The organism is Methanobrevibacter sp., assembly GCF_045646045.1.
Taxonomy (GTDB): domain Archaea; phylum Methanobacteriota; class Methanobacteria; order Methanobacteriales; family Methanobacteriaceae; genus Methanocatella.
Genome location: NZ_JAZRJY010000048.1, coordinates 1 through 5,521 on the forward strand (window position 1 = coordinate 1; position 5,521 = coordinate 5,521).

4 protein-coding genes are annotated in these 5,521 nt (G+C 30.1%); 1 reads left to right on the top strand and 3 read right to left on the bottom strand.

Annotation, left to right across the window (positions count from 1 at the left end; translation table 11 throughout):
• Positions 1 to 261: 261 nt before the first annotated feature.
• Together ACKI5C_RS03185 and ACKI5C_RS03190 are read right to left on the bottom strand one after the other, a co-directional pair.
• Positions 262 to 1,137 carry a 3-keto-5-aminohexanoate cleavage protein gene (locus ACKI5C_RS03185; protein WP_407431779.1) on the bottom strand — a complete coding sequence of 292 codons (876 nt, stop codon included), beginning with the start codon at positions 1,135 to 1,137 and terminating at the stop codon, positions 262 to 264.
• 383 nt (positions 1,138 to 1,520) lie between these two features.
• Entirely contained in the window at positions 1,521 to 1,643 is a 123-nt protein-coding gene (locus ACKI5C_RS03190) for a hypothetical protein (RefSeq protein ID WP_407431780.1), read from the bottom strand.
• Positions 1,644 to 1,766: 123 nt separating this feature from the next.
• On the opposite strand from ACKI5C_RS03190, the gene ACKI5C_RS03195 reads away from it, so the two are divergent.
• Positions 1,767 to 2,147 carry a zinc-ribbon domain-containing protein gene (locus tag ACKI5C_RS03195; protein ID WP_407431781.1) on the top strand — a complete coding sequence of 127 codons (381 nt, stop codon included), beginning with the start codon at positions 1,767 to 1,769 and terminating at the stop codon, positions 2,145 to 2,147.
• Positions 2,148 to 2,272: 125 nt separating this feature from the next.
• Here the strand turns inward: ACKI5C_RS03195 and ACKI5C_RS03200 are convergent, their stop codons facing one another.
• A complete protein-coding gene (locus ACKI5C_RS03200; protein WP_407431782.1) occupies positions 2,273 to 5,452 on the bottom strand; it encodes a C1 family peptidase in 3,180 nt (1,059 codons plus the stop codon).
• Positions 5,453 to 5,521 lie beyond the last annotated feature (69 nt).

Sequence of the window (5,521 nt, forward strand, 5' to 3'; positions counted from 1 at the left end):
TCATATAATTACTTCAATTATGTTAATTAATACTTTTTACATTTTTAAATTATATATCTTTATTTAATATATTGGGAATTTCATATTAAAGTTATATATAAATAGCTATCCCAACTACTAATCACAGTTACATTCTCTAGAACTTAATCCATGTTACATAATATGATTTTTTACTATTGAAAGTAATTTTTTCAATATAATAGTAATATTTACTTTGAAAAGATTTTTTCATATATTAAAAATAATTTAATAAAATAAAGACTACTTTGTTTTTGTTCCATATTTGCCGTATCCTTTTTCTAAGTTTAATTTTTTTCTCAGTTCGCTACTTGGACACAACTCTTTACCGAAGAGATCCATTATTTTATGAATTCTTATTAAATAATCTTCATTGCTTGCTAACTTTGTCCGTTCGTCATCGTACCAAATGTTATCTTCCAATCCTATGCGAACACCATGTCCTGTTGCTATTGATATGGCATTTGTTTGTAACTGAAATTTACCAATAGCACCCATAGAAAATATAGTATCCTTAGGTAAATTTACCACCAAAGCCCCAGACTGTAAAAGTGTGGGTTGTGCGCCGGCAATATTCCCTAAAATAATATTTGCGTAATGTGGAGGATGAAGCATTCCTTTTTTTGTTAGATATTCTGCATAATTTATCATCCCAAGATCAAAAATTTCCAACTCTGGCTTGATACCTTTCTCATTCATCTTGGCCACTATATCCTGTATCATCTTTGGCTCATTTGTACTGATTGTTCGGTTAAAATTCAATGAACTAAGTGTAAGACTAGCCATGTCCGGCTTTGCCATACCTGACAGATTCAATACATCAGTTCTTTTGGAAAACTCAGAATATGCTCTGCCACTTGTGGTAACTGCAATAATTAAATCAGGAGCAAACTCACGTATTCCTAAAATAATTTCTTCAAACTCTTCTTTTTTCCAACAAGGTTTTCCGGTAGTTCTGTCACGAGCATGCAAATGAACACTGGTTATACCTATTTCGTAAGCACGACGAACATCTTCGATTATTTCTTTAGGTGAAATTGGGATAAATGGCGTATCCTCTTTTTGCATTAACACACCTGTTGGAGCAAAATTTATGATAATTCTGTTCATATTAGTCATGTATAAATATTCCTGTCATTTTGTTTTATTTTTGGGTTCTTTATAATAAGTTTCATGAAAGTATATTTCATAAAATAAATAAATTAAACCATTAATATTTTTTTATATTTCTTATTTAAATTGTTTATTGTATGGGGTAATAAAAATAATATTGTCAAGTTAGAACAATATTTTCAGTATCTAACAACTTTTATAGTAGTTTCATATTAGCATTCTCATAATATATTTGACTGAATTTTTTCATTACAAACATTCAAAGAAAGAAACACGAAATTATGGCTTAACGTCAATAACATACAATGTGCTTTTCCATCAGATGTAAACTCTTCAGGGACAGTACTTTCATAATCAATATTGAAGCTTCTGCTTATCTTTTCATTCTTTTAATCTTGCCATACCTGTTTCCATGCAATTTGAGCACAAGTTATCACATCTTCTCCAACAATATCATATTTAACAAATTTTCCTTTTGAAACTTCATTATCAAGATTTTTAAATTGAGACATGAGTTTTTCAAATCATTTTCTATTTCAATACACCAACATAGCAGAAAGTAAAAAAAAAACATAAACATAAATAATTTTTTCGACATAAATTTGCTTAACAAGACTAAGTTTGAGAATGATAATATGGCCAATTTTTGTACTAACTGTGGAACTAAAGTAAGAAAAGAAGATAATTTTTGTACTAACTGCGGAACTAAAATAGATAAATCCGATATACAAAATAATCATTCATTAAAATCAGCACCCACCAGCATAGAAAAAGCAATCAGAGAAGAAGAACAAGTGAGAATCATAAAACAAAAAGAAATGAGTAGTAAAAAAATAGAAGAAAATGAAATAAATTATGGAGATTATTGCGATTTGAACTGCATACATTGCTACGAAGAATTTTTAGATAGTGACGGAGGAGCAGTTGGTGACTATAGTAGTGGCGGAGAAGTTGAATATTATTGTAACTTAGGACATTCTCTGTCTTATGGAAGTTTTTGTAAAGATTATAGATGAATTTTTTAACATATGGATAATACACATAGAAAAATAATTACAAAATGATTTTGTGAAAAAATGAATGCAAAATAGTTGATTTTAATTTCAATTATTCAAAAAAAAATAAAGAAGGATTAAATAGATTAATCCTTGATTGTTATTGTGTTTGAAATTTGCAGGTCATCATAGGCTGAGGTAATAATGTATTTTCCAGCCATTAAATTAATGTTCAGTTTGGCTATTCCATTGGAACCGGTATATCTTGTGTAGAATACTCCATTGATGTTAAATGTAACTGCCGCATTTACCAATGGATTTCCTTGACCATCCAGAACACTTACATTAAATGTTGAACCGTCCTTATAGGACATTTCCAAATCAGTTGCATTTAGAGTTGGCAATACAGTAATATTATATGACATTTGAAGACCAGTCAATGGATCAATGGCAGTCAATATGTATTCACCAGGATTTAGATTGATGTTTAACTTAGCAGTACCATTTTCATTGGTGGTACGATTATAGAATACTCCATTGATATTCATAGTAATGTTGACACCACTAACAGGATTACATTCACCATCAATCAGACCAATGTAGAACTGAGAAGCATTTCTGAAGTATTTAACCAAATTATTCGCAATCAGACTAGGCAAGACAGTAATCGTATTTTCAACTGTTGTGGCATTGAATGTTGTTTTGATTGTGTAGTTGCCCGGATTTAAGTTGATGGCTATTTTTGCAGTTCCGTTTTCATCACTGGTTCTATCATAATTCACACCATTCAATTCAAATATTACTGTTTCGTTGGCAACACCAATATTAGCTTCAAATTTGGATGCATTTTTAAAGATTTTAACTAAATCATCAGTATAGATACTTAAATCTTTAGTATAGACTTTTAAAGAGATAGTTTCATTTTTTAGTGTTATATCTTTCCATTCATTACCTTCATTAATAAAGCTTATATTTTTCAGATAGTGTTGTCTTGATGAACTAAGTATAGGGATACTTTTTTTGGTCATGACTGCTGTAAAGGAATCTCCTTCTTTAATTGAAATTTCTTTTGTTAATTTAACTGTATGGAATCCACAATATGGTGCTGTTCCGTTTTGACTATGTGTCAATTTATCATTTACATAGATTTCAAGCAAATACTCTTCACCTTCATCAGCAAAGTAAGTTCCAACAGCACTAATTAATTCATTTCCAAAGCTTCCATAAGTTACTTTATAGCTAGCATTATTTGCATATTCTTTAATAGTTAAATTTCCTCCCAAATCTGTCTGATAATTTGTCATATAATCTTCTGTATTTTCAAATATATAGGCGACAGAATATTTATAAGCTAAAACACTCGTATCATAATACGAAAGATAATGAAATCCTTTATCTCCTGAAGTATTACCCCAACTGTTTTTAATTATCCAAGCCCCATCTCCTGGAGGAGTTATTAGGAAGTTACTTGCAGGATAATTGTCATCCCACCCAACGAGTGAAACTCCGTGATTTTGTTCAGTAGTGTCATTACGATATTGAGCACCAGTCTTTGAATTGTAATAAGGAGCACCTAATGCCGGATTATATGTAATATGTAGGGAACCATATTTCATTATCGCTTTTTTAAATCCATCATTATCTGTAAAATTCTTACGCTGTTTTACAATTATTGCATCCTGGACATGTATGTTTTCATCTGTAGTGATTATTGGAGATAATTTACCTAATTCATCGTATGTATCATATTCTGTTGGAAATGGTCCAAACCAACTTAAAGAATATTCTAAAGCCCAATCTTGCCAACCTCCTTCAAATGCATCAACAATACCATATTTTGAAAATTCCAACATATTATCATGGAGATTATTTTCTGAAAAATCATATTCTATTCCAGTTGCTTTTAATAATGCAGATTCCAATGCTCCACATGCTCCAAAAGTCCAACAAGCACCCATAGGACCCTGATTTTTAACTGAACTCACCCATCCCCAATCACGCAAATCATAACGTGCCGGAAGATTTTCCACAATTATTGTATTATTAATAAGTTCCAGTTTCATGCCATTTCCGGATACAACTGATGCATAATCAGTATCATTCAAAACCAAAATATCTTCATTATATTTATTTTTCACCAAATTATTTATACCAAATACAGTGTGGATAGCTTCACCATTATTGACAAATTCACTGGAATTAATATTCGAAGTAGTATCATAAGTATAAATCGCATTTTTGCTATTGTTTATAAAAGATGAAGAAACTGAATTGAAGTATACATCATCACAGTATATTGCCCCGCCGTCAAATTGGTCTTCTAACAATATTTTATTAGAAATAAAAGAACTATCATTAAGATCAAATGAAGCATGTGATGTATATATTGCTCCACCATTAAATTTGGCAGCATTATTAGCAAAAGTAGAATTAATAATTGTTAAATTACCTACCAATTGAACTAATGCACCACCAAAATTACCGCTTGAATTAATGAATGTTGAATTTACAATAAGTGTACCTTCAGGGTCATTTGTTAACGTGAAGTCAATGTATAGTGCACCACCATTTTTATTTGCAGTAGAATTTATGAATGTACAATTGAATATTTTTAATTCTTGTGAAAATTTTAGCCCAATTGCTCCTGCAGTCTCATTAGCGTGTAAATTTTCAAAAATAGAGTTAAAAATACTTATATCTTTTTGAGCATATATTGCTGCTGCATATTTGGATGTTGAATTAGTGAATTTTGAATTATAAATGGTCAAATCATCCAAGGAGTAAATATTTCCTCCCCATTTAGCCATATTGTTAGTGAATATAGAATTATTTATTTTAGTTTCTTTTTGAGCATATATTACTCCCCCATTCATTATTGCCCGGTTGTTGGTGAATGTTGAATTGTTTATTGTTATTTGATCAAGGGCAAATATTGCTCCACCACTATCTGCATAGTTGTTTTTGAAAGTTACATTGTTTAAAATAATGCTACCACTTGAGAAAATCGCTCCCCCATTTTTTCCCATTGCATTAATAAGAATAAGGTTAGAAATTGTAATGTTATAACCAGTAATCTCAAAAATTCCAGACTGATTGGATGCGTCAATAGTGTAACCATTACCATTAATCACATAATTAGTTTTATCTATTTCAATTCCATCAAGTTTACCATCAGTTGCATTATCATATATATAATCTTGTTTTATTTCTAGACTATGAGTACTTGAATCTATTTCTTCCTGAAGAGCAGTAAAATTTCCTTCAGCCGAAACAGCACTAACTGATATAAATAAAACAAGAAAAACTAGAAATATTTTAATTTTCATCAGACATACTTCTCCCAAATTTTAAGTAAATATATTATATTTTTAATTTTTAAAAAGTTTAACTATTGG